Origin of the sequence: Streptomyces sp. NPDC005438 (genome assembly GCF_040606315.1) — a bacterium.
Classification (GTDB): domain Bacteria; phylum Actinomycetota; class Actinomycetes; order Streptomycetales; family Streptomycetaceae; genus Streptomyces.
The window spans coordinates 160,371-181,002 of record NZ_JBEXEP010000011.1; the positions used below are offsets into that span (position 1 = coordinate 160,371).

A 20,632-nucleotide genomic window follows, 5' to 3' on the forward strand; every position below is an offset into this window, starting at 1 on the left:
CGGACGCGGAAGCCCTACTTGAGGGAAGCCCTTTGAAACCGAACGTCGACGACGTCAACAGTGAGGCTACGACACTCGGCAAGCGCGTGGCCTCACTCGACGACGCCATCCAAGCCATGGCCGAGACCCGCGACTTCGGCAAGCACACGAAGCTGCGGCGGATCCTGGAGGCGCTACGGCGGGTGCTCCTACAGCGGGGCGGCGCCGCAGCGATCCAGTCCAGGGCGCAGGCCCTCGAGGAAGCGGGGCTCTTCCAGGAGACGGACTGGGCGTCCCCGGAGATCCTCATACCCTCGCTGGTGGGCCCGAGCCTGCACAGCGGAGACGCGGACACCGTCGTGATGGAGGCGGTCAGCGAGCTGCGGATGTTGGCCGTCGCCCAGGGCGACTTCGAGCACCCGACGCTGTCCGCCGAGGACGCCCGTCTGTTCCTCTCCCAGGTGCTGGCGACGAACCTGGAGCTGCTGTTCGCTCCCATCAGCGAGGCGGAGCGGACCCGGCAGGGCCGCACCGCGCAGCTCATCCGGGACCTGTTCCGCCACCTCGCCGACGAGATCGGCTACGACAGCGTCCTGGACAACCTGGTCGACGAGATCTGGCGGATCCTGCGGCAGCGTCCGATCCAGGTCGAGTCCGTGCAGTCCCTGATCACCCGCATCGCGGTCTACCGCAACGACCCGGACGTCGCTCTCGGCGCCTCGTCGGGGCAGGGCATCGACCGGCTCATCACCAGCCTCTTCGGGACCACCGAGGCGTGCCGGGAGGACCCTGGCTTCGACGTCTTCCGCTCCCGGCTCGAAGCGATGGACGCCGGTGGTCTGCAGTACGAGGCGACCGGATTCGCGCGGGCGATGCACGACACCGGCCTGGTGTCGCCGTACCACGCGGAACTGCTCCGGTTCCTCCTCCGCGAGAGCGACCACCTTCTCGGTGAGGCCCTCGGGCTGTCCGACACCGGCCGCAACTGCCTGCTGCGCTACAGCCAGCTGGTGCACCGGCTGATCGAGGTCGCCGTGCACCCCCAGACAGCGCAGAGCGTCTACGGGCTGGCGCTGCTGCTCGACCGGGGCATCCTCTACGAACCGCCGATCGTGCCCGCGCTGTGGCGCCAGTTGCGGCTTGAGCTGTCCCCGGTCGCGCGGGAGCGGCTGACGGGGGTCTTCGGAGACGTACCCGACCCACGGGCGCGGCTGGTCGCGGGAGTGCTCTCGGTGCTGGGGCAGCCGCTCGGCGTCGGGCAGGGCGACAACCCGACCTGCCAGTCGGCCCGCGCGCTGTCGATGTGGTCCTACAACGACCCGGACTACCTGCTCCAGATGGTGGTCTGGGCGGCCCGCGACGACGAGATCCTCATGCACTTCGAGGGGCAGCCGATCTCGTCGAAGGACAGCGCGACCGGAGTCGCGACCACGCTGCCCATGGACCTGGACCCCGTGTCGCTGCTCGTGGTGCCGCATCTGGACCGGATATACGCCGAGATGGGGCGCCGCTGCGCGGCACGGCCCGGGGACCCGCACCGGTGGGTCAACCCCGAGTTCCACGGTTGGTGGGCCGGCCGTGGCTTCCACATCAACGTCGACGTGGAGACCGGGAACCTGGTCGACCTCGACGACTTCCTGCGGCAGTTCCACGCCAGCTACCACCCCTCGTACAACGGCGAGCAGCCGCTGATCCATCCGCAGCCGGCCGGCGTCGCCGTCACCGACAGCGCGGCACGGTACGTCGGTTGGCACGCCATCACGATCCTGCGGGCAGCGCCTGACCCGCAGGACGTCATGCGGGTCTACTTCTTCAACCCGAACAACGACAGCGGCCAGGACTGGGGCGACGGCGTCGTGGTCTCCACGGCGGGCAACGGCGAGCGGTTCGGCGAGGCGTCACTGCCGTTCGACCAGTTCGCCTCGCGGCTCTACATCTTCCACGCCGACCCGCTCGAACGCGGCGAGCCGGAGCGGGTACCCGAGGAGGACATCACACGGATCATCGGCTACATCCAGCGCAGTTGGGGCAACGACCGGCTGCCCGCCGGATCGCTGCAAGCCCTCGAAGGCCCACGGGCCTGAGAGCCACCGCGCGATCACGGGCCGGTCCTCTTCGGGATATCGCGGGCTGGACCAGCGGCTCCGCACCGCGATCCTCCCCGCACGCCGCTGCCTGTCGACGCCCCGGGCCGGGCGGCAACGCCGGGATCGGGGCGTCGACGGCGGCGCGTCCGCGACCAGACCGTGAACGCGGGGCCGTGGGGCCGTGGGGCCGTCGGGCCGTGCAAGGAGCCGACCATGGGTTCCCACGGCCACGGACAGCGCGGAAGCCGCCCGTAGAGCACCGGCGACCGTCGTCCGGTCTCAGGCGCCCGGAGGAGCGACGGCTGAGCATCCTGACGATTGAGCCCTATGGCTGAGATGAGATGACCCGCATCGCTTCCGTCCAAGAGCTGGAGGCGCTCTTCCAGCAGGAACTGCCGACGGACCGCTGGGCCGCCGCCGAGAGCGCCTTCGCCCTGGCCTCCCGCTACCGGGACGCCGGCGACCGGGAGAAGTCCCGCGAGTGGGTCCACCACAGTGCCTCAGGCTCCTGGAGGGCTTCCCAGCCGACGACGAAGCCCAGGCCGCCACCAGGCACAGTGCTCGACAAACCGCCCGCCCGCCTCGTCTTCGCTTGACCCCAGGCCGACGTGGCAGCCGAACCTCACACACTCGCCGCAGCCACCAACGCCAGCGGCTAGCCGAGGAACCGTCCAAGTACGCCCAACCACCGGGCCTCGCAGCTTGCAAGCCTTCATGAAGTGGCACCACCCAGTAGCGATGCCGCCCCGAGGTCACCTCCGGTGGTCGCCGTTCCGGTTGTGCCGGAGACTCAGCCCTGTGGACGTCCAAGGCGAGGACCAGGCCGGCCGGCGGTCCCGGTTCGGTTTCCCCTACCGGCCGCGCGGACCGTTCCGAATCATCGTGTCGCGGCTCGCCCTCGCTTTGGGGCTCATCCTCCTCGGCATGGTGGTCGTCTACCTCGGCCGCAGGGGCTACCGCGACTCCACCGGACACCCTCTCGGTCTGCTGACGAGCTTCTACTACTCGGCCGTCACCCTGACCACGATCGGGTACGGGGACGTCGTGCCGGCCAGCAACTCGGCGCGGATCGTAAACACCCTGGTGATCACCCCCCTGCGCCTCGGCTTCCTACTCGTCCTGGTCGGCACCACGATCAGCGCGCTGACGGAGCGGACCCGGGCCGAATGGCGCGAGCAGACCTGGAGGAGCAAGGTGCGACAGCACGTCGTGGTGGTCGGCTACGGCACGAAGGGCCGGGCCGCCGTAGCCACCCTGCGGGCACGGGGCACACAGCTTCGGAAGATCGTGGTGGTCGACGTCGCTGCGTCCGCCGTCGGTGAGGCGAACAGACACGGCCTCGTCGGTATCGTCGGCGACGGAACTCGCTCCGACGTGTTGGCACGGGCGGAGCTGGGCAAGGCGGAGCATGTGCTGATCGCCACCGCGAGCGACGACACGGCCGTCCTCGCGGCTCTGACCGCCCGCCGGATGAACGCCACCGCCGTCATCACCGCCTCCGTGGCCCGCGCTGAGAACGTCGCCCTGCTGCGTGAAGGCGGCGCGGACAACGTCATCACGTCCTCCGAGACGGCCGGACATCTACTCGGCGTCGCATCGTTGAGCCCTTCGGTCGGCACGGTGCTGGAGGAGCTGCTCTCCGCCGGACTCGGGCTGGAGGTCGCCGAACGTTTCCCGGAACCGGCCGAGGTCGGCCGTGAGCCCCGGCAGATCGCCGAGTCCGTGCTGGCCGTGGTTCGCGACGGCCAGCCCCTGCGGTACAGCGACTCCCGGATCGGCACCGTCCGCCCCGATGACCGCTTGGTCATCGCCCGTGAGACACCCGCGCCCCGCGGGCGGAGGGCCGGAGATGAGGAGAAGGACTGAGGGGCTTCCGGGGTGACACCGGGACGGAGCCATACGGAGCAGGAAACCGCCCGGTCGGCCGACACCGGGCCCCGACCAGTACCTCTCCGCCTCCAAGGGGGCAACCATCTGTCCATGAGCGAGACCACCACAGGTGAGCAGTACCGGCTGGCGGCCGGCGACTACGCGGCGACCATCACCGAGACGGGCGCGGGCCTGCGCGAGCTGAGCCACCGGGGCGAACCGCTCCTGCTCTCGTACGACCCCGACGAACCGGCCCCGGCGGCCTTCGGCCAACTGCTGGTCCCCTGGCCCAACCGGGTCGACCGTGGCCGCTACACCTTCGACGGCGCGGAGTACCAGCTCGACGTCTCCGAACCCGGCCTGGACTGCGCGATCCACGGACTCGTCCGGTGGACGACCTGGCGGCCGGTCCGGCAGGAACCGCACACCGTCACCCTTGCCTACAGTCTGCACGGGTCGACGGGTTACCCGTTCCGTCTCGACCTTGAGGTCACGTACGCCCTGGACGCCGGTACGGGCCTCACCGTCCGGCTTGTGAGCCGCAACGCCGGCACGCGTCCCGCCCCGTACGCCCACGGCACACACCCCTACCTGACGGTCGGCGAACCGCTCGACGACTGCGTGCTGACCCTGCCCGGCCACCGCTACCAGCCGGTCGACGCGCGGATGCTCCCCTCCGGCCCGACGGTCGACGTCTCGGGCACGGCGTACGACTTCACCACCCCTCGCCGCATCGGGGCGCAGGCCATCGACGTCGCCTTCACCGGTCTCGACCGCGACGCCGACGGGCGCGCCTGGGTCCGCCTGGAAGGCTCGCGGCGCGCCACCCGTTTCTGGCTGGACGAGGCCCAGCCGTGGCTGGAGGTCTACACGGCGGACCAGGTGCCGCCCACCTCGCACCGCTGGGGCATCGGCGTCGAACCGATGACGGGACCGCCGAATGCTCTGGGCAGCGGTACCGACCTGATCCGGCTGGCCCCGGGCGAGTCGTACACGGGTGGCTGGGGCGTCCTCCACGGCTGACCGGGCCGAACCTGCGCGACGGCCGCACCCGCGCCGCTCGGCTGCTCGTAGCCATGTCCCCCGCCGGGGCGGTCGCGGGAGTGTGCCGGCCCGCCGCCGCAACGGGGTGTCCGGTTCACCGAGTCCGCGAGCCACCCGATTGCTTCGCACCACCGTCCTTCGTCCCGGAAAGGTGGTGATGTGGCCAGAACGAGCTCACTCACTACGAAGGGAGTGACATGGTCCAGGGCTTTTCCAGGGAACCGGGCACTCACGGACCGCTCACCGGGATCTCGGCAGAGGGTCAACGGAAGATCAGCCGCTGGGCGGCGGCGATTGCTCTGGGCGGCTTCCTGTTCGGCTTCGACACCGGGGTTGTGTCCGGCGCCCTGCTGTACGTCAAGCAGGACTTCGGCCTGAACTCCTTCGAGCAGGGCAGCGTGGTCAGTGTGCTGCTCATCGGCGCGGTGATCGGGGCCACCTCGGCCGGCCGGCTCTCCGACGGCCTCGGCCGGAGGAAGGCTCTCGGGCTGATCGGCGTGGTGTTCATCATCGGTACGGCGATCGCGAGCACCGCGAACGGATACCCCGTCCTCATGGTGGGCCGGCTCATCCTCGGCCTCTCGGTCGGAGCGGCGTCAGCGGCGGTTCCGGTCTACCTCTCCGAAATCTCCCCGACGAAGATCCGCGGCCGGTTGCTCACGATGAACCAGCTGATGATCACCCTCGGCATCCTGGTCGCGTACCTCGTCAACCTCGCCTTCTCCAGCAGCGAGATGTGGCGTGCCATGTTCGCCGTCGGCGCGGTCCCGGCCGGCCTCATGGTGGCTGCGTCCCTGTGGTTCCTGCCCGAGTCACCGCAGTGGCTCATCGCTCACGGCCAGGCGGAGAGGGCGCGTAAGGGGATCGCCTCGGTCGCCGACGAGGCCACGGCGGATGCCCTGGTCGCCCGGGCCCAGCACCGGATCGCCGAGGATCGCGAGCAGCGGGAGCGGAACGCCGCCTCCGGCCGGACGGCCCAGAGGCTGCTCGCCCCCGACCTGCGTCCGGCCCTCGTCGTTGGCCTCACCCTCGCCGCCGTACAGCAGTTCGGCGGAATCAACACGATCATCTACTACGCGCCGACCATCATCCAGCAGACCGGTCTGAACGCGTCGAACTCCATCTTCTACTCCGTGTTCATCGGCCTGATCAACCTGGTCATGACGCTCGTCGCGATCCGCCTGGTCGACCGGGCCGGCCGCCGCGTCCTGGTGCTCGTCTCCCTGGCCCTCATGGCGGTCTCGATCTTCATGCTGGGGCTGGCGTTCGTGGTCGGCATGAACTCGGTGCTGACGCTGCTGTTCATGGTCATCTACATCGCCGCCTACGCCGGCGGTCTCGGCCCGGTGTTCTGGACACTGCTGGGCGAGATCTTCCCGCCGTCCGTCCGCGCGGAGGGCTCGAGCATCGCCACGGCGGTCAACTGGATCTCCAACTTCGTCGTCAGCCTCAGCTTCCTGCCCGTGGCCTCCGCCCTCGGCCAGGGCGAGTCCTTCTGGATCTTCTCCGCGATCTGCGTGGCCGCGTTCTTCTTCGTCGGCCGCTACCTGCCCGAGACCAAGGGCCGCGACCCCGAACAGATCGAAGCGGCGCTGAATGTCCGCTTCGGGCACGACCAGGACCCGCCGGACACCTCCTCGAAAGCGGCCATGCCCCGGAAAGGACGGTCGTGATGACCGAAACCCCGCTCAGCCCGCCCGAGATGGAACGGTCCGACGCACTGGTGCTCTTCGGCATCTCCGGCGACCTCGCCAAGAAGATGCTGCTGCCCGCCCTGTACCGGCTCACCGAGTCCGGCAAACTCACCGTGCCCGTCATCGGGGTGGCGGCCACCGACTGGGACGACGACGCCCTACGCCGGCACGCGCGGGAGGCGGTCGCCGCCGATGGCACGGACATCGACGAGGAAGTCTTCGCCCGGTTCGCGGCGAACCTGTCCATCGTCACCGGGGACTTCGCCGACGCCGCCACCTTCACCCGGCTGCGCGAGGCCGTGGCCGGGCGCGGCTTCGTGACGTACTACCTGGCGATCCCACCGTCGCTGTTCACCGAGGTCGCCGGCTCGCTGGCCGCCGAGGACCTCAACGGGAACGCCCGGCTGGTGGTGGAGAAACCGTTCGGCCACGACCTCGGCTCCGCGCGGAAGCTCCAGAACGAACTCTCCGCCCACTTCGACAACGCCCATCTGCTGCGTGTCGACCACTTCCTCGGCAACCGCGCGGTGGAGAGCCTGATGGTCTCCCGGTTCGCCAACACCCTGCTCGCGCCGATCTGGCACCGCGCCTACGTGGACAACGTGCAGATCACCCTCGCGGAGGACTTCGACGTCGCCGACCGTGGATCCTTCTACGACGCGGTGGGCTGTCTGCGCGACGTGGTCCAGAACCACCTACTCCAGGTCCTCGCCCTCCTCGTGATGGAACCGCCGAGCGCCACCAACGCCCAGGCGCAGGGGCTGGAGAAGTGGCGGGCCCTGCACGCGACCCGCACCATGGACCCCGCCGTGACTGTTCGCGGCCAGTACGACGGCTACCGGGACGTCGAGGGCGTCAAGCCCGGCTCCACCACGGAGACCTACTTCGCGACCCGCATGTTCGTCGACAACTGGCGCTGGGCCAACGTCCCCTTCTACCTCCGCAGCGGCAAGGCACTGGCCGTCTCCACCACCGAGGTCGTCGTCGAACTGCGCAAGCCTCCGCTGGAACTCTTCGGCGGCGGCGACGTCCAGACGCCGCCGAACACCATCCGCTTCCGCATCGACGGCGACACCGGTATCCGGGCAGACCTGATGCTGAACAAGCCCGAAAGCACCGACGGACCGCTGACCGTGCCCATCGGGGTCGACTTCGCGCAAGTGCTGGGGCGGCAGGAACTCCCGTACGAGAACATCCTGCACGGGGCCGTCGTCGGCGACCCCGAGTGCTTCGCCTTCTTCCCCACCGTCCTGGAGTGCTGGCGCATCGTGGGCCCCGTCCTCGATCCGGTCGAGCCACCGCTGCCATACGCGCCCGGAAGCTGGGGCCCGGAAACCAGTGACCGTCTTCCCGGGCTGCGGAACTGGCACGAGCTGGGCCCTCGCCTGTTCGACGACGCCCACCCGACCGGGGAGCGCCGACACGGCGGCGAACCGGCCGGCTGAGCACCCCGCCGCGAACCGACCCTGCCGGGGGGTGGAGGGAGGACGATGTACGAGACGTGTTCGCGCGTCAAGGACAACCTGTGGCCGGTGCTCCAGCAGTCCGCAGCAGCCGCGCTCTCCTGGTGGATCGCCGGGAACGTCTTCGACCACCACATCCCCCTCTTCGCCCCGATCGCCACCCTCGTCGCCCTCAACACACCGGTCGGCGGGCGCGGCACCAACGCGGTACGGGTCATGTCCGGGGTCATCTCGGGCGTGATCGTCGGGCAGGTGGCCCTCCGCTTCCTCGGCCCCGGCCCGGCGGTCGGCGTCGCCGTGCTGTGCGCGCTCCTCGTCGCGCTCCTCATCGACGGGGAACGCATCACGATGGCGCAGGCCGCCATCGGCGCGGTGATCTCCGTCGCAGCCGGTCAGCAGGCCGGTATCGACCGCGTACTGGACGCCCTGCTCGGCGCGGGAGTCGCGCTCGTGTTCAGCCAAGTACTCTTCCCCCCGCACCCGTTCACCCTCCTGAGACGGACCGAGGCCGCCACGCTGAAGGGACTGGGCCGTGCGCTGGAGCTGGCGACCCGGGCGCTGGACGCTTCGGCCGATGAGCGGAGGGACCAGCCGTGGAAGGAACTACGCCCCGTCTACACCCTGTTGAACGATCTCGGCCGTACCCGTGACGACGCGATCGCCGTCGCCCGCCGGACCCCGCGCTGGCGCAGCCGGCGGGAGCCCATCCGGCAGGAGATCGCCGCCACGCGCCAACTGGACCTGCTCGGCAACAGCTGCCTCACCCTCATCCGGGGCGCCACGGTCCTCGACCCCGGCTCCGGGAAGGCGCTCGCCACCACGGTGCGGGGGCTGTCCGGGGTCCTGGACGCGCTGGCGAAGGCGCGCGGAAAACATGCCGCGTTCCAGCACGCCGCCCGGCGCACCCTGGACATCGTCCGGGACATCCCGGAACGCGGCTCCACCGTGCCGGTCGCGGTAAGGGAGAGCGTACGGCTGGTCGCCGCGGACATCCTGGTCTTCACGGGCGCCGACCCGGACGAGGCCGAGCGGGCGGTACGCGACGGGTCCACCGACATCGCCGTCGAACGCCGGGCGCGTCCCGGGGAGTAGCCGGCCCGGCGCCGACGCGGACGACTCCGGCCGAAGGCCGGTCGCCTGACACGACGCCTCATGCATCCCCCACCTGCGGAACGCCTTGCCCTCCGAGGTCATCGGCCGGCTCCGCTCCGACCGTGCGATGTGCCGGCCAACACCACTGATGACGGTGAGCTTGGCGGCTGCGGTGACCGGATCGCGTTGCTGTCGGGAGCTGCTCGGTGACGTGCGGCGCCAGGAGTGGAGGAAGCCGTAGTCGGAGCGCTGCCCGTCGACGAGGCAGTCGGCGTCCTACGGCCAGGTCGCAGTCAAGATCGCGGACTTGAACCTCGCGCATACTCAGGGCCCGCTGGCGCATGGGCGTGAGCGGGCCGCGCAGGTACGGGACCAGTTGCCGTGGAAGACCGTCGATGCTGGTGGTGGGGCTGATCGTGTCGCTGGTCCGTACGGTGATGAGCCGTACGGACCAGGCCCGGGTTCCTGCGGACAAAGTTGCCCACCAGGTCCTGCCCGCCGTGGTGCCGGACCTTCAACACGGCCGGTCCGGTGCTCCTCTCCCTGCCCTGGAGCCCGCCGACGGAGGCGGGGATGAGTTCGACGAAATCCGCGAGGCGATCGCGGTTCTGCACGTCAGGTGGTCGCTGCCGCTCCAACAGTCCACCGTGAGCGGCGAGGCTTTACCACCCTCGTTGAGGGGGTGAGCGCCCGCATCCCGGACGTGGAACGGCACCTGCTGCACCAAGTTGATGCCCTGCGGCGGCAGTACGGAGACGACCCGCAGCTGCTGCGCCAGCTGTTCGGGGTCGACCACATGGTGGTGCGCGTGAGGCGGCTGGTGGAGGCGTCGCAGGTGTGGGCCGCCGGGCGGTTGGGGCATACCCCGGCAAGCCGGTCGGAGATGCGTTCCTGCCGACTGATGCCTCCTCGACCGGGAGCTCGAAGTCGGAGACGGAGAGGTTTTCGCGATACTGCCCTCAACACAAGCTGCGGCGGTCAGGACATCGTCCCTCTGCCACTGCGGCGACGAGGTAGTCACTTCATCCGGGAAAGCCGTCGGACGCCGACCAGGCACTTGCCACAGCCGTCGTAGGGGCGCTCGATCATGTTCAGGTCCGTACCGCGCAAGGCAGCTCCGTTCGAGCAGGCAAGGTACGAAGATTGGGCGGCCGGCCCCAGGGCGATCTTGTTCAGCCCAGGAAGCTGAGCCGCACCCGCCTCTCCGCGTTGTCGACGTTGGTGTCGACCAGGCAGACGGACTGCCAGGTGCCCAGTTCCAGTCGGCCTCCGATGACGGGGAGGGTGGCGTGCGGGGCGACCAGGGCGGGGAGCACGTGGTCGCGGCCGTGTCCGGGGCTGCCGTGACGGTGGACCCAGCGGTCGTCGGCGGGGAGCAGCTCGTGCAGGATGGCCAGCAGGTCCTCGTCGCTGCCGGCCCCGGTCTCCAGTACGGCGACGCCGGCCGTGGCGTGCGGGGTGAACACGTTGAGCAGCCCGTCCCGGCCGTGGGCGGAACGGCCCAGGAAGTCCTCGCAGTCACGGGTCAGGTCAGCCACGGTCTCCCGGCCACCGGTGGTGATCCTCAGTACCTCGGTGCTCAGTGCGTCACTCATGACCCCATGGTCGCGCATCGGGAAGCATCGCCGGGGCGGAACCGTTGGCAGGGACATGGAGCGACTCGCGGTGGTGGTCATCGGTGCCGGGCAGGCGGGGCTTTCGGCGGGGTACCACCTCCGCCGCAGCGGACTGCGGCCGGACCGGGACTTCGTGATCCTGGACCGTCCGCCGAACCCGGGGGGCGCCTGGCAGTTCCGTTGGCCGACGCTCACCTACGGGCGGGTGCACGGGATGCACGCGCTGCCCGGCATGGAGCTGACCGACGCCGACCCCGAGCGGCCCTCGGCCGAGGTGATCGGGGAGTACTTCGCCCGCTACGAGCGCGCCTTCGACCTACGGGTACGCCGGCCCGTGACCGTCCACGCGGTGCGCGAGGCCGGGGGCGGGGCGCTGCGGGTGGAGACCTCTGCGGGTGACTGGACCACGGCCGCCCTGATCAACGCCACGGGCACCTGGGACCGCCCGTTCTGGCCCCGGGTACCGGGCCAACAGGCCTTCCGTGGGCGGCAGTTGCACACCCACGACTACCCCGGCCCCTTGGACCCGGCCTTCGCCGACCAGCGGGTGGTGGTCGTCGGGGGCGGGACCTCGGCGGTACAGCATCTCCTGGAGATCGCCCCCCGGGCCCGGGCGACCACCTGGGTCACCCGGCGGGAGCCGCTGTTCCGGGAGGGACCCTTCGACCAGGAGCGGGGGCGCGCGGCGGTGGAACGGGTGGAGCGGCGGGTGCGGGAGGGGTTGCCGCCGCGCAGCGTGGTGTCGGTGACCGGGCTCCCGTTGACCGAGGAGATGCGGCAGGCGCGGCGGGACGGGGTACTGGTGCGGCATCCGATGTTCGAGCGGATCACCCCGGAGGGGGTGCGGTGGGCGGACGGTACGGAGCTGCCGGCGGACACCCTGTTGTGGGCCACCGGGTTCCGGCCGGCCCTGGCCCACCTGGCGCCGCTGGGGCTCAGGGAGCCCGGGGGCGGTGTCCGTATGGCGGGGACCCGGGTGGAGCGTGACCCCCGCGTCCACCTGGTCGGCTACGGCCCCTCGGCCAGCACCATCGGCGCCAACCGCGCGGGGCGGGCGGCGGTGCGGGAGGTACGGAGGTTGCTGGGGTCTTCGGCAGCGGCTCGTGAGGTGGTCGACGTTCTGGAGGACACCGCGCGGGTGGCCTGAAGTCGCCGGTTGAAGTCGGTTGAAGCGGCCGGCTCGGCGTCCTTCCGCCCCGAACGGCCCGTCTGTCGGCCTGGGTCGGCGGGACCCGGCAGGTCGGTCCCGGAGACCGATCCGTGGGCCGGCGCCGTCCGCCTAGCGTGCGGACATGAGGGAGAACGGGGTACTGGAGGAGGCGCTGCGACGGCTGCACCACACCGGACCGGAACGCCGGGGGCGGCTGAGCAACCACGGGCCGATGGTGGTGGAGGCCCTGGCCCACGGAGGTCAACAGGCGCGCGTACACCGCTGGTTGGACCGCTACCAGCACCGCACCGAGGAGCCGCTGCCCCGCCGTTCACCGATCGTGGCGGAGGACTGGCGGCTGGCGCTGGGTGACCCGGGTCGACTGGCCGACTGGACGGACCACTTCACCCGGGCCGTGGAGGCGGAGCCCTGGCGTGACCTGCTGGTCCGGTGGTGGCCCCGGCTGTTGCCCGGCCTGCTCGGTGGGTCGACCCATCCGACGATCCGGGTGGGCCATGCGGTACGTGCCCTGCGGGCCTGGGAGGCGGGCCCGGACCCCGACCCGGAGTGCGGTCGGGTCCGGCGGGCGGAGCTGGCGCACGGTCTCGCCTACTGGGCGGCCCGCCACCACCCCGTACCCGGGCTACGGTACGGCTCCCGCCGGGAACGGGCGGGAGCGGCCCTGGAGGCGACACCGCCGGTGCCGGACCCCCGGGGGCCGTATCCGGCGCGGGTGGCCCAGGTGGAGACGGTGCCGCGCTGGCCGGCGAGCCCGCCTCGACCGGAGCGGGTCCCCGGGGCGCTGACCGAACTGGTGACGGCGGCCGTACGACGGTACGCGCGGCACGCGGAGGGTGACCCGGTGATGCTGGTGCACGCCGCGACCGCCCCGGAGGCGGTACGCCGGGTGCTGCCCGAGCTGCCGCCCGCCCTGTGGGTGCCCAGCCTGTACGGGGCGTGGCGGGCGAGTGCCTCGGTGACGGCGGCGTATCCGGCGCACGGGGTGTTGCCGCGCCGCTCGGTGGAGCCGTACGCCGAGGAGGAGTTGCTGGCCAGGGCGGCCACACACGGGGACGCGCACACGGTGAAGTTCACCGACACCGCAGTGGAGGTGCTGGCCCGGTCGCCCGGGGACGGGGACATTCTCCTGGCCGTGGAACGGGCCAGGGAGCTGATCGACCCGGCGGAATGAGCCGAGGGCGCCTTCACCCCGCCTCCGCCCACCGTCGACAGGAGCGACGGTGGGCGGAGGTGGAGGAGGTCACGCGGCGCGCTGGGTGAGTTCCGCCCGGCCGAACAACAGGGCGTACCCCGGGGGAAGTTCGTCCAGGACCTGGGCCATCAGCTGGTCGCCGGCCAGGTTGGAGACCACGGCGAGTACGGCGCCGGTGTCCCAGCGGGTGGTCGCCGGGGTACCACCCATCTCGGCGGCGAGGTCCTTCACGAACCCCCAGCCGGTCAGCGGCTCGGCGACGGTGACCTGGTCGCGCAGGATCAGACCGGCCTCCTCGGGGAGGCAGGCGGCCAGCGCCTCCCGTTCGGTCACGGGCAGTTGGCGGCCCAGCGCGCCGAGGACCGCGCGCACCACCCGCTCAGCACGCTCACGGGTGGGGTAGGCGCCGTCGTAGCGGACCCGCTCCAGCATCTGGGAATAGGTGGTGCCTCGGGCGGGGCAGGCGGTCTGGGTCTGGGAGAACATCGTGTAGTGGCTCACCTTTCTCGTCTTCGGCGTGCCGGGGCAGGGCCTCCGGCCGCGCTCGTCGCAGCGGTGCGGTCGCGTGCTGGTCGTGCTCTCGTCAGGTCGGGCGCGGGCTGCGCGCACCGACCCGGTGGGGCTCGGATATTCGGGCGTCCGGCGTTCCCGTACGCCGGCCTCTCGACGGTTCCCTCCCCAGCCGGGCGCAAGCCTCGGTGACGTGCCCTCGTGGCGGGGGTCCGTCGGCCGTGGGTCACGGCTGCCGGAACCCGTGGAGGTCACCGTCGGTGAGGCGTCGGCTGGACCAGTCCGGGTCCAAGTGGCCTGGTGGGGCCGGCCCTTGGGCTCAGCGGACAGGTGGTGCCTGGCTGTGTCGGTGAACGGATTGCCCTCGCGGTCGTCGTTGACCGCCGTTTTCCACACATCGGTCGGGGCGGGGACGATCACACCGGACGCCAGGACGGTCTTCCGTCGGCGTCGAGGTGGGTGTCGCCCGCCTGTGGCCCGTCGTACCCGGGAGACAAGCGGCGAAACGACCCAGCTCTTGGAACGGATCGGTGTGCGTCAACACCTGGCAGACCCCCAGTCGCTCAAGCAGTGCCCTATGCGATGTGGCTGACACTGGTTGTAGCATGTCGTCGGGTCGATGACAAATCGATCGTCGTCCCATCGACGACACTCAGCCACCGGTGACGAGACGTCCACGAAGGAGGAGCACCGTGACGGAACGGGAGACCCACCCCGAGAGCAGCGCCCTTCCGCCTCTTCCGACCTCCTTTCCCGCCGTGGACGTCGCCCTGCACACCATCGACCGGGCGGTCCACACCGCCCAGGACGCCCCCCACGAGCCCACCGGGGACGACGCGGTCGAACTGCGGCGGACCCTGGAAGCGGTGGCCCGGCTGCGGGAGCTGCGCGATCAACTGGGCCGCTGGGAGCCGATGTTGATCGAGATGGCCCGCTCGGCCGGCGCCAGCTGGGCGGACCTCGCCTCCCCCCTGGGGGTGGCCAGCCGACAGGCGGCCGAGCGCCGCTACCTCCGGGTGCGCCCGGGCGTACCGGGGGCCACCCGGGAGGAACGGGTACGCGCCACCCGCAACCAGCGGGCCGCTGACCGCTCCATCAACATCTGGGCCCGCGCCAACGCGGCCGACCTGCGCCAGCTCGCCGGCCAGATCACCTCCCTCACCGACCTGCCGGCCGAGGCGCGCCCCCCGGTGGCCCAGCTCGCCGACGCCCTCGGGGGTGACGACGCGGCCACCCTGGTCGAACCGCTCGCCGACACCCAGGCCCATCTGGAGGGCCCGCACCCGGAGTTGGCGGCCCGCGTCGACACCCTGGCCCGGCACACCGAGCGGCTCCGCCAGGAAGCGGTGCCGGACGAGGCGAGGGGCGAGTCGTGCCGCGTCGACGCCCCGACCAACGGAGACCGATGACCCACCCCGCGCCCCCGGAGACGTACCGCAGCGTCCCCAGTGCCCCCACCGCCTTCGACCAGGGTGAACGTCACGTCTGGGAGGACAGCGCCGTCGCCTACGCGGACACCTTCGGCCGTGCCTGCGCCCACCCGGTGCCCCGACTCCTGGACCTCGCGGAGGTGGAGGCCGGCACCCGGCTGTTGGACGTGGGCACCGGCCCGGGAACGGTGGCCGTGGCCGCGCGCGTCCGGGGCGCGCGCGTCCAGGCGGTGGACGCCGAACCCAGCATGGTGCGGGCGGCCCGTACGGCCCTGCCCGAGGGCGCCGTCCACCTGGCGGCCCTGCCCCGACTGCCCTTCGCCGACGGCGAGTTCGACGCGGTGGTGGCCAACTTCGTCCTCAACCACGTGGGCCAGCCCCGGATCGCCTCGCGGGAACTGCGGCGGGTGGTGCGCCCCGGAGGCCGGGTGGCGGTGACCCTGTGGCCCCACCCCGGAGCGCCCGGACAGGCTCTCCTCGGCCGGGCCCTGCGGGCGGGCGGCGCGGTACGCCCGGACCACCTGCCGCCACTGGACCACCGCGACGACTTCCGCCGCGACCCCGCCGGCCTGGTGGGGGTGCTCAGCTGGGCCGGGTTGCGGGACATCCGGTGCGAGGTGGTGCGGTGGGAACACCGGACCACGGCCGAGGAGTGGTGGCGCGGCCCGGACAGCGGGGTGGCCTGTCTGGGGCGGGTGGTGCGGGCCCAGCCCCCGGCGCGGCGGGACGAGATCCGGCGGGCCTTCTGGGAGCTGAGCGGGGAGTTCACCGCCCCGGACGGTGCGCTGCTCCTGCCCCACGCGGCCCTGTTGGCGCACGGCCGGCGCTGAGGGCGCGGCACCGGGGCGATCCCCGGTACGCGCCCGTACGCGTCGGGTCAGTCCTCGGCGAAGTGGCGGCGGGCTGCCGCCACCCGCTCCGGGTGCGGGTGTCCCGGGTTGAGGACCTCGATACCGCGCACCGTGGGCCCGGGGTCCCCGTCGGTGTCGACGACGAACAACACCGGGTGCCAGTCGGCGTTCATCGCCGACAACCGGGCGCGGACCCGCTCGTCCCCCAGGGCCTGGTCCAGCACCTCCCGTGCCTGGCGGACCCAGAGCTGGTGGTCAGGGAAGGCCGCGTGGCGGTCGAACAGTTCCTCACTGAGCGCGACCAACGACTCGACACCGTTCTCCGGTACGACCCCCTCGTCACTGATCCCCCACTCGTCGGGCCACCAACGGAAGTGGTCGAGGTCCTCCGGTGCGACGCCCATGGACGCCAGAGCCTCCTCGGTGTGGGCGGCCAGTCGGACGGTGATCACGTCGCTGTCCGTGGTGAGGGCGAGGGCGTACAGCTCCTCGTCACGGTGCGCGGACAGCACCGGGCCGAGGGTGGCGACCAGGGAACGCACCAGGCGTTCTCGCAGCTCTGACACTTCGGGAGAGGGCATCCCCCGAACCTACCGGCCACTCCGGCCGGTCCGGCCCGGTGGGATGCTTCCGCCATGAGCGCCGCCGACCTCCTGAAACCCTTCCACCTCTCAGTGCCCGAAGAGGAGTTGGACGACCTCCGCCACCGCCTGGACCGGACCCGGTTGCCGGACCAACTCCCGGGCACCGGCCGGGAGTACGGGATACCAGTGGACCGGGTGCGGGAACTGGTGACCTACTGGCGGCACGGCTACGACTGGCGCGCCCAGGAGGCACGCCTCAACGCCTGGCCGCAGTTCACCACCACCATCGACGGGGCCCGCGTCCACTTCGCGCACCTCCGCTCACCGGAACCGGACGCCACTCCCCTGCTGATGACCCACGGCTGGCCCGGCTCCCCGGTCGAGTTCCTCCACGTGGCCGGGCCCCTCACCGACCCGACACGGTACGGCGGCGACCCGGCCGACGCCTTCCACCTGGTGCTTCCCAGCATCCCGGGGTGCGGACTGTCCGGCCCCACCCGCGAGCGGGGCTGGGAGTTCCGCCGGGTGGCCGGGGCCTTCGCCACGCTGATGCGGCGGCTGGGCTACGACACGTACGGAGTGCAGGGCGGCGACTGGGGCGCGGCGATCTCCCGCGAACTGGGACGCACCCGTGCCGAGGTCCTCGGGGTGCACCTCAACCTGCTGCCGGGCGCCCACATGACCCACGAGCCCGGCGACCTGTCCGACCTGCCACCCCGGGAGGCCGAGCGCACCCGACTGTCCTGGGCGCGGTACCAGCACTGGTGCCGCGAACAGCAGGGCTACGCGGACATCCAGTCCACCCGCCCGCTGACCCTGGCCTACGGACTGACCGACTCACCAGTGGGCCAGCTGGCCTGGATCGCGGAGAAGTGGGACGAGTGGGCCGAACTGCCCGTCGACCGTGACCTGTTGCTCACCAACGTGACGCTGTACTGGCTGACCGGCACCGCCGGTTCCTCCGCCCGCCTCTACTACGAGCGGGCCCACGCCGACCACCACGGACGGCCGACCGAACCCTCCACCGCTCCGACCGCCCTCGCCCACTTCCCCCACGACAACTTCCTCCCGCTGCGCCACCTCGCGGAGAGGACCGACCGCGTCGTGCGCTGGACCGACCACGACCGGGGCGGCCACTTCCCGGCGATGGAGCAGCCGGACCTGCTGGTGGCGGACATCCGCACGTTCTTCCGGCAGCTGCGCGAGGGAAACCACCCGGCGCGCTGAGGTGGCGGGCGCCGGCCGGACTCCCGGGCCTCGGCGGCCGACTGACCGCCGGGGCCCGGGAGTTCAGGAGCGGATCAGCGCATCTGCTCCAGCGTGGGGCCGTAGCTGCCGGCCTTGACGCTGAGCGTCTCGTACCCGCCCTTGCCCTGGCCCGCGTACTTGCTCCAGTACTGGCAGCGCAGACCGGAGTCGGTCTGCAACGCCACGGCCTTGGCAGCCGGCAGCTTCTGGCAGGCGAGCTTGCTGGCGTCGCTGCGCCCGGACTCCGGCCCGTACTGCTTGTAGAGGGTCTGGTAGACGGCCTTGGCGACGACCAGGCCCTTGAGGGGCTTGGTGTTGTAGAAGGTCATGAAGCTGCCCTCCTTGTACGAGTCGCTGATCTTGACCTCGTACGGGACGACGGCGCCCTCGTAGGTGACGTTGCAGGTGCTGACCGCACCGGCCTTCTGGGTCACGCCGTCGGGGCAGTCGGCACTGGTCTTGCCGGGCACCTTGACCGAGCTCAAGACCTGTTCGCGTAGCTTGTGTTCGACCCGGTCGGTGAACGGCGCGGTGTTGGGCGGCTCGGGGCGAACCTTCAACTTGTCGTCGGTGGAACTGGTGAGCACGTCACTCTGGGGCCCGGTGATCGCGACCGGCATCGCGGCCTGCGGGCTCTCCTTGGTGTCGTTCTCGGCGTTTTCAGCGTTCTCGGCGTCTCTGGCATCCGCGTGAGCGGGCTTGGATTCGGAGGAGGAGTCCCCGGAGCCGCAACCGGTCGCGAGTACGCCGACCGCGACCAGTCCGACCAGCATCTTCGTGTGGCGCATGAGCGGAGCCTAAAGGGGCCCACCGACAAGCCCCCGAGAAGCCCGAGTCACCACTCGGCACCCCAAACCGGTACAGAGTTCCGCCAACCCCCAGCCGGCGTCTCCCCTGGTGAGCGCCCCGGAGCCCAGGGTGACCGTGGGGTGGGCAAGTCGTATCGAGACTGTGATGGTCCCGCGAGGGCCTCCCCCGCCCAGCCCCACGGGGGACCGAGCCACCAGCCCTGGCCGGATGCCTCAGCGGGCGCGCTTCCGTGTACGCGGCTCCCCGGCGTACGCGAGCAGTTCGGCCGAGGGACGGGGGGCGGGTGGGGCTTCGCACCTCGGCGCCCTCCGAGGTACGGGGCCCCACGAGGAGCGCCCGGCCCTCCACGACCGCGAAAAGGATCGTTCACGAACCGGTGGAGGCACTGACGGGCGTCACCCTGGTCACCTACGAGAACCCGCCCGGCGTCCACACCACCGAGCAGCACCTCCAGGTGTTCCAGAACGGCCCGCGAGCGGGCTGGTTGCACCCGGGGAACGTCAACACCCATGACCGGGGAGGCCACTTCGCCCTCTGGGAGATCCCCGACGCCCGGGTGGACGACCCGCGTCGCGCCTTCCGTGACCGCACCCCTCTGCCGGCCGGTCCGCCGACCCGCCAGGGCCCCATGGCAGGTCGGACCTCGCCACGGGTCACCCCAGCCCGGCCGCCCCCTCGTACGGCGCCGGGAGGGGTGGCGGTTCAGTCCCGGCCGAGGGCGGCGAGGTGCCCTCGCAGCACCGTGAGCGCCGACTCGGGGTCGATGCGGCCGGGGTGGAGGACCAGCTGCATCGACAGTCCGTCGAGTACCGCGCACAGCCGTCGCGCCTCGGCCGGGATGTCCACCCCGGCCGCCAGGGCGTCACGACGGTGGGCCCCTTCGAGTACGTGGGTGACGAGGGTGAGCAGCCCGTCGTACAACTCGTCGGCGTGCGCGCGGAGTTCGGGTCGGGTGCGGGAGGCGGTGAGGAACGCCAGCCAGACCACGACCTCCCGGCGGCGCCGCTCGTCCAGGGGCAGCACCTCGGCGAGCAGCTGGACCACGGCCTCCCGGCGGTCGTCCCCGTCGAAACCCCGCTCGACGCGTCGGGTGAGGCGGGCGCTGACCCGCTCGCTCATCGCCCTCATGGCGAAGAGGGTCAGTTCGGAGTGGTGGTCGAAGTAGTGGCGTACCGAGCCGATGGCGAGTCCCGCCTCGGCGGCCACGTTGCGCAGCGAGGCGCGCTCCAGGCCCTCCCGGTCCACCACCCGGAACAGCGCTTCGACGACGGCTTCCCGTCGTTCCTCGGGGTCCACGATCTTCGGCATCCAACCGTTATAGCAGGCACGTGCTACTTTATTTAGCATGACCGTGTCAGAAAAATGGAGGCCGCTGTGTGGACGGTGATCATCGTGGTCGCGCTCGCCGTGGGCGTGATCGTCAAACGGTTCGTCGGCGAACCCCTCAGGGCGCGCGAACTGTTCGCGCCGCCCCTGATCCTCACCGGGCTCGGGGTCCACAGCCTGGCGAACGACCTGCACCCCGACGGCCGTGACCTGGCGTGGATCGCCACCGCCTCCGTGGTGGGCCTCGCCATGGGGGCGCTGCGCGGACTGACCCCCCGGCTGTTCCCGCGCGACGGCCACCTGTGGCAGCGCTACACCCTGGCGACCCTCGGGGTGTGGGTCCTGTCGATCGCGGTCAACCTCGGGATCGACCTCCTCGCCACCGCCGCCGGCACCCCCGGGGAAGCGCGGCCCACCACCCTCGCCATCGGGGCCGGCCTCCTGGGCGAGGCCCTCGTCCTGGGGTGGCGGGCGCTGGCCAGCGGCACCCCCTTCGCCCCGAACGACGACCGCCTCTCCCGGCGGGCGGTGGCCCGACGGTGACCCACCGGCTCCCGGTCACGCGCACGCCCCAACTCCGGTGCCGTATCGCCGACTTGGGGCGGGCCGGGACAGCGGCCGGATCAGGGGGACGTTACGGTACGTACCCACCGTCCTTGCCTCACC

General features: G+C 71.5%; 18 protein-coding genes and 1 pseudogene. 14 read left to right on the forward strand and 5 right to left on the reverse strand.

Annotated features, from left to right (window positions below; all coding sequences use genetic code 11):
* Positions 1 to 32: 32 nt before the first annotated feature.
* The 8 genes and pseudogenes from ABZT14_RS22110 (at position 33) to ABZT14_RS22145 (ending at position 9,914) form a co-directional block, all read left to right on the forward strand.
* Positions 33 to 2,063 (forward strand): hypothetical protein, encoded by a 2,031-nt coding sequence (locus tag ABZT14_RS22110; protein ID WP_356305411.1) that lies wholly within the window; start codon positions 33 to 35, stop codon positions 2,061 to 2,063.
* A 344-nt stretch (positions 2,064 to 2,407) separates the two neighbouring features.
* Positions 2,408 to 2,616 (forward strand): annotated as a pseudogene (locus ABZT14_RS22115) (hypothetical protein); the annotation flags it as partial.
* A gap of 248 nt (positions 2,617 to 2,864) precedes the next feature.
* Positions 2,865 to 3,932 carry an NAD-binding protein gene (locus tag ABZT14_RS22120; RefSeq protein ID WP_356305413.1) on the forward strand — a complete coding sequence of 356 codons (1,068 nt, stop codon included), beginning with the start codon at positions 2,865 to 2,867 and terminating at the stop codon, positions 3,930 to 3,932.
* Between the two features lie 114 nt (positions 3,933 to 4,046).
* Entirely contained in the window at positions 4,047 to 4,958 is a 912-nt protein-coding gene (locus tag ABZT14_RS22125) for an aldose 1-epimerase family protein (protein ID WP_356305415.1), read from the forward strand.
* Positions 4,959 to 5,176: 218 nt separating this feature from the next.
* On the forward strand, positions 5,177 to 6,652 hold the full coding sequence (locus ABZT14_RS22130) for a sugar porter family MFS transporter (protein ID WP_356305417.1): 1,476 nt from the start codon (positions 5,177 to 5,179) through the stop codon (positions 6,650 to 6,652).
* Complete coding sequence (gene zwf, locus ABZT14_RS22135) at positions 6,652 to 8,118, forward strand: glucose-6-phosphate dehydrogenase (RefSeq protein ID WP_356305419.1); 1,467 nt, start codon at positions 6,652 to 6,654, stop codon at positions 8,116 to 8,118. Before ABZT14_RS22130 ends, zwf begins: the two co-directional genes overlap by 1 nt.
* 45 nt (positions 8,119 to 8,163) lie before the next feature.
* On the forward strand, positions 8,164 to 9,228 hold the full coding sequence (locus ABZT14_RS22140) for an FUSC family protein (protein WP_356305421.1): 1,065 nt from the start codon (positions 8,164 to 8,166) through the stop codon (positions 9,226 to 9,228).
* Positions 9,229 to 9,623: 395 nt separating this feature from the next.
* Positions 9,624 to 9,914: a hypothetical protein gene (locus ABZT14_RS22145; protein WP_356305423.1), complete on the forward strand. Its 291-nt coding sequence runs from the start codon at positions 9,624 to 9,626 to the stop codon at positions 9,912 to 9,914.
* Positions 9,915 to 10,400: 486 nt separating this feature from the next.
* Here the strand turns inward: ABZT14_RS22145 and ABZT14_RS22150 are convergent, their stop codons facing one another.
* A complete protein-coding gene (locus tag ABZT14_RS22150; protein ID WP_356305425.1) occupies positions 10,401 to 10,823 on the reverse strand; it encodes a YjbQ family protein in 423 nt (140 codons plus the stop codon).
* A 55-nt stretch (positions 10,824 to 10,878) separates the two neighbouring features.
* Here ABZT14_RS22150 and ABZT14_RS22155 point away from each other — a divergent pair, with 55 nt between their 5' ends.
* Positions 10,879 to 11,991 carry an NAD(P)-binding domain-containing protein gene (locus ABZT14_RS22155; RefSeq protein WP_356305427.1) on the forward strand — a complete coding sequence of 371 codons (1,113 nt, stop codon included), beginning with the start codon at positions 10,879 to 10,881 and terminating at the stop codon, positions 11,989 to 11,991.
* Positions 11,992 to 12,136: 145 nt separating this feature from the next.
* Entirely contained in the window at positions 12,137 to 13,186 is a 1,050-nt protein-coding gene (locus ABZT14_RS22160) for a hypothetical protein (protein ID WP_356305429.1), read from the forward strand.
* Positions 13,187 to 13,255: 69 nt separating this feature from the next.
* Here the strand turns inward: ABZT14_RS22160 and ABZT14_RS22165 are convergent, their stop codons facing one another.
* Complete coding sequence (locus tag ABZT14_RS22165) at positions 13,256 to 13,693, reverse strand: DUF2267 domain-containing protein (protein ID WP_356305431.1); 438 nt, start codon at positions 13,691 to 13,693, stop codon at positions 13,256 to 13,258.
* 716 nt (positions 13,694 to 14,409) lie between these two features.
* Here ABZT14_RS22165 and ABZT14_RS22170 point away from each other — a divergent pair.
* Together ABZT14_RS22170 and ABZT14_RS22175 are read left to right on the forward strand one after the other, a co-directional pair.
* Complete coding sequence (locus tag ABZT14_RS22170) at positions 14,410 to 15,126, forward strand: type III effector protein (protein WP_356305433.1); 717 nt, start codon at positions 14,410 to 14,412, stop codon at positions 15,124 to 15,126.
* Complete coding sequence (locus ABZT14_RS22175) at positions 15,123 to 15,977, forward strand: methyltransferase domain-containing protein (protein ID WP_356305435.1); 855 nt, start codon at positions 15,123 to 15,125, stop codon at positions 15,975 to 15,977. The genes ABZT14_RS22170 and ABZT14_RS22175 overlap by 4 nt, the downstream gene beginning before the upstream one ends.
* Before the next feature lie 47 nt (positions 15,978 to 16,024).
* Here ABZT14_RS22175 and ABZT14_RS22180 read toward each other — a convergent pair whose 3' ends face one another.
* A complete protein-coding gene (locus tag ABZT14_RS22180; protein ID WP_356305437.1) occupies positions 16,025 to 16,579 on the reverse strand; it encodes a DUF4303 domain-containing protein in 555 nt (184 codons plus the stop codon).
* 54 nt (positions 16,580 to 16,633) lie between these two features.
* Between ABZT14_RS22180 and ABZT14_RS22185 the strand changes: the two genes are divergently transcribed.
* On the forward strand, positions 16,634 to 17,809 hold the full coding sequence (locus tag ABZT14_RS22185; RefSeq protein WP_356305439.1) for an epoxide hydrolase family protein: 1,176 nt from the start codon (positions 16,634 to 16,636) through the stop codon (positions 17,807 to 17,809).
* Positions 17,810 to 17,883: 74 nt separating this feature from the next.
* Here ABZT14_RS22185 and ABZT14_RS22190 read toward each other — a convergent pair whose 3' ends face one another.
* Positions 17,884 to 18,618 carry a hypothetical protein gene (locus tag ABZT14_RS22190; RefSeq protein WP_356305441.1) on the reverse strand — a complete coding sequence of 245 codons (735 nt, stop codon included), beginning with the start codon at positions 18,616 to 18,618 and terminating at the stop codon, positions 17,884 to 17,886.
* Between the two features lie 724 nt (positions 18,619 to 19,342).
* On the reverse strand, positions 19,343 to 19,948 hold the full coding sequence (locus tag ABZT14_RS22195) for a TetR family transcriptional regulator C-terminal domain-containing protein (RefSeq protein WP_356305443.1): 606 nt from the start codon (positions 19,946 to 19,948) through the stop codon (positions 19,343 to 19,345).
* 54 nt (positions 19,949 to 20,002) lie between these two features.
* Here ABZT14_RS22195 and ABZT14_RS22200 point away from each other — a divergent pair, with 54 nt between their 5' ends.
* A complete protein-coding gene (locus tag ABZT14_RS22200) occupies positions 20,003 to 20,509 on the forward strand; it encodes a DUF1453 domain-containing protein (protein ID WP_356305445.1) in 507 nt (168 codons plus the stop codon).
* The last annotated feature ends 123 nt before the right edge of the window (positions 20,510 to 20,632 follow it).

Coding starts and splice junctions, on each gene's coding strand:
- ABZT14_RS22125 (WP_356305415.1), top strand. CDS start 4,047: ATGAGCGAGACCACCACAGGTGAGCAGTACCGGCTGGCGGCCGGCGAC.
- ABZT14_RS22130 (WP_356305417.1), top strand. CDS start 5,177: ATGGTCCAGGGCTTTTCCAGGGAACCGGGCACTCACGGACCGCTCACC.
- zwf (WP_356305419.1), top strand. CDS start 6,652: ATGACCGAAACCCCGCTCAGCCCGCCCGAGATGGAACGGTCCGACGCA.
- ABZT14_RS22140 (WP_356305421.1), top strand. CDS start 8,164: ATGTACGAGACGTGTTCGCGCGTCAAGGACAACCTGTGGCCGGTGCTC.
- ABZT14_RS22145 (WP_356305423.1), top strand. CDS start 9,624: ATGCTGGTGGTGGGGCTGATCGTGTCGCTGGTCCGTACGGTGATGAGC.
- ABZT14_RS22150 (WP_356305425.1), bottom strand. CDS start 10,823: ATGAGTGACGCACTGAGCACCGAGGTACTGAGGATCACCACCGGTGGC.
- ABZT14_RS22155 (WP_356305427.1), top strand. CDS start 10,879: ATGGAGCGACTCGCGGTGGTGGTCATCGGTGCCGGGCAGGCGGGGCTT.
- ABZT14_RS22160 (WP_356305429.1), top strand. CDS start 12,137: ATGAGGGAGAACGGGGTACTGGAGGAGGCGCTGCGACGGCTGCACCAC.
- ABZT14_RS22165 (WP_356305431.1), bottom strand. CDS start 13,693: ATGTTCTCCCAGACCCAGACCGCCTGCCCCGCCCGAGGCACCACCTAT.
- ABZT14_RS22175 (WP_356305435.1), top strand. CDS start 15,123: ATGACCCACCCCGCGCCCCCGGAGACGTACCGCAGCGTCCCCAGTGCC.
- ABZT14_RS22180 (WP_356305437.1), bottom strand. CDS start 16,579: ATGCCCTCTCCCGAAGTGTCAGAGCTGCGAGAACGCCTGGTGCGTTCC.
- ABZT14_RS22185 (WP_356305439.1), top strand. CDS start 16,634: ATGAGCGCCGCCGACCTCCTGAAACCCTTCCACCTCTCAGTGCCCGAA.
- ABZT14_RS22190 (WP_356305441.1), bottom strand. CDS start 18,618: ATGCGCCACACGAAGATGCTGGTCGGACTGGTCGCGGTCGGCGTACTC.
- ABZT14_RS22195 (WP_356305443.1), bottom strand. CDS start 19,948: ATGCCGAAGATCGTGGACCCCGAGGAACGACGGGAAGCCGTCGTCGAA.
- ABZT14_RS22200 (WP_356305445.1), top strand. CDS start 20,003: ATGGAGGCCGCTGTGTGGACGGTGATCATCGTGGTCGCGCTCGCCGTG.